The organism is Iodidimonas sp. MBR-22, from assembly GCF_029946565.1.
GTDB classification, from domain to species: domain Bacteria; phylum Pseudomonadota; class Alphaproteobacteria; order Sphingomonadales; family Rhodothalassiaceae; genus Iodidimonas; species Iodidimonas nitroreducens.
This window is the reverse complement of the sequence record NZ_JARKVQ010000036.1, coordinates 1-2338: the sequence shown is the minus strand read 5'-3', so window position 1 is coordinate 2338 and position 2338 is coordinate 1. Positions and strand designations below refer to the sequence as shown.

Below are 2338 nucleotides of genomic sequence, written 5' to 3'. Positions count from 1 at the left end.
GTTGCGAACGGTCTCATGCAAGACGCCCGATCCGGTCCGAACCCTCTCTTGCCCGCCCGTCTGTCGGCGGACGAACGCCTCGATGAACTCGCGCACATTCTTGCCGCGGGGCTGAGGCGTATCCTGCCGGAACAGTCCAGCTCTTTATCTGCACCTGGCGAAGACAGTTCATTCGACATTCTCGCCCTCAAGCGCCGTGTTGGTCGTCGCAAACCGAGCAACCGAGTTGGAGGGCAATGATGCCAGGAACAAAGAGAAAGACTGACGGCGCGCCATGGCTGCCGGGCGAACGCGACGCGGCGGACGCGAGCGTGGTTATGCAGCTTGCGGCGCTCAAGCGAATGACGGTGGTCGAGCTGAAGACGAAGTGGGAGAGCCTCTTTGGTGCGCCCGCCCCGAACAACAGCCGCAGCTACCTCGAGCTGAGGCTCGGCTACCGGATCCAGGAACTGACCCTCGGGGGGCTTTCGCGCGAGACGCGCCGGACGCTGGATCTGCTGGCCGACGAAATCGAGGGCAGGATCGGGCGCAAGGCGATCATTGCGGATTCCCGCAACCCGGTCGTCGGCACCCGGCTCGTGCGCGAATGGGACGGAGTAGAGCACACGGTCACCGTGATGAAGGACGGCTTCGACTGGCAGGGACGCAAGTTCAAGTCGCTTTCGGCGGTGGCGCGAGCAATCGCCGGCACACAATGGAACGGCTACCGCTTCTTCGGCCTCCGCGAAGCCCGGAGGGACGACCGATGAGCCGCTCTCAGGAATCCGTCGCGATTCTGCCGCGCCGCCAGCGCTGCGCCATCTATACCCGCAAGTCGAGCGAGGAAGGGCTCGACATGGAGTTCAACAGCCTCGACGCCCAGCGCGAGGCCTGCGAAGCCTATGTGACGAGCCAGAAGGCCGAGGGGTGGTCCGCCATCCGCGAGCCCTACGACGACGGCGGCTTTTCCGGCGGCACGCTGGAGCGACCTGGCCTGAAGCGCCTCATCCAGGACGTCGAGGCCGGGCTGATAGACGTGATCGTGGTCTACAAGATCGACCGGCTGTCGCGCTCGCTGATGGATTTCGCCAGGCTGGTCGAGATCTTCGACCGCAATCAGGTGACGTTCGTGTCAGTCACGCAGTCGTTCAACACCACGACGTCGATGGGACGACTGACGCTGAACATCCTCCTGAGCTTCGCTCAGTTCGAGAGGGAGGTGATCGGCGAGCGCATCCGCGACAAGGTCGCCGCCTCGCGCAAGCGCGGCATGTGGATGGGCGGCTACGTTCCGCTGGGCTACGACGTGCGCGAGCGCAAGCTGGTGATCAATGAGGGCGAGGCCGCGACGGTCAGGATGATCTTCGAGCGGTTCGTGCGGCTGGGCTCCGCGACGACGCTGGCGAAAGCGCTGGCAGCCGAAGGCGTGCTGAACAAGCGGGGCAAGCTGATCGACAAGGGCTTCCTCTACAAGCTCATCAACAACCGGGTCTATCTGGGTGAAGCCGTCCACAAGGGCGCGGCCTATCCCGGCGAGCACGAGGCCATCATCGATCGTGACCTGTGGGGCAAGGTGCACAGCATCCTTCAGGAGAGCCCACGTCTGCGAGCGAAGAACACGCGCCGCCAAACCCCGGCGCTTCTGAAAGGGATCATCTTCACCGAGACCGGCGCCGCGATGACGCCGACAGCGACGAAAAAGGGCACGCGCCTCTATCGCTACTACGCATCGATGGACCTGATCCGGAACCGCCCCACCGGAGAGACTTGTGGCCCGCTGCGCTTGCCTGCAGGCATGGTCGAGGATGCCGTCATCGGCGAAATCCGCCGCATGATCCGCGCGCCCGAGATCGTGGCACGGACGATCAGGGCCCTTCGCAAGGACAGCTCGACCGTCAATGAGAAGGCGGTCGTGAAAGCGCTCGCCGAGTTTGATCAGCTCTGGGTGGCGCTCTATCCGGCGGAGCAGTCCCGCATCGTCCAGCTTCTGGTCGAGCGGGTTACCGTTGGGGAAGATGGCATCGCCGTCGATTTGCGCCATCAGGGGCTGGGCTCGGTCCTACGAGACATGATGGCGCCTCGTCAGACGGAGGCGTGCGCATGACCAGCACGAGCGACACCATCCGCGTCGTCATTCCGCTGACGATCCGCAAACGCAACGGGCGGCCGAAAATCCTGCCGCCCGACGATTTGACCTTGCGGGATGGACGGGCGCAGGATCCGCATGTGCTTCGCGCCATCGCCCGCGCCTGGAACTGGCGGCGGCAGCTAGAAACGGGTGCCGCTGCCACGATCCAGGACATCGCCGCAGCCGAGAAGATCTCCGACAGGTTCGTGAGCCGAATGATGCGGCTCGCCT

The 2338-nt window shown here is 64.4% G+C and carries 3 protein-coding genes and 1 pseudogene; all 4 read left to right on the top strand.

Annotation, left to right across the window (positions count from 1 at the left end):
- On the top strand, window positions 1-240 hold a 240-nt coding region (locus QK300_RS13515; protein WP_281302225.1), incomplete at its 5' end, for a hypothetical protein.
- A gap of 77 nt (window positions 241-317) precedes the next feature.
- Window positions 318-749: a DUF2924 domain-containing protein gene (locus QK300_RS13510; protein WP_348651899.1), complete on the top strand. Its 432-nt coding sequence runs from the start codon at window positions 318-320 to the stop codon at window positions 747-749.
- Window positions 746-2083 (top strand): recombinase family protein, encoded by a 1338-nt coding sequence (locus QK300_RS13505; RefSeq protein ID WP_281302227.1) that lies wholly within the window; start codon window positions 746-748, stop codon window positions 2081-2083. The genes QK300_RS13510 and QK300_RS13505 overlap by 4 nt, the downstream gene beginning before the upstream one ends.
- Window positions 2080-2338: pseudogene (locus QK300_RS13500) on the top strand (hypothetical protein); the annotation flags it as partial. The gene QK300_RS13505 and the pseudogene QK300_RS13500, both read left to right, overlap by 4 nt.

What these genes read in the sequence shown, in the direction of transcription:
- QK300_RS13510 (WP_348651899.1), top strand. Translation starts at nt 318, where the DNA reads ATGCAGCTTGCGGCGCTCAAGCGAATGACGGTGGTCGAGCTGAAGACG.
- QK300_RS13505 (WP_281302227.1), top strand. Translation starts at nt 746, where the DNA reads ATGAGCCGCTCTCAGGAATCCGTCGCGATTCTGCCGCGCCGCCAGCGC.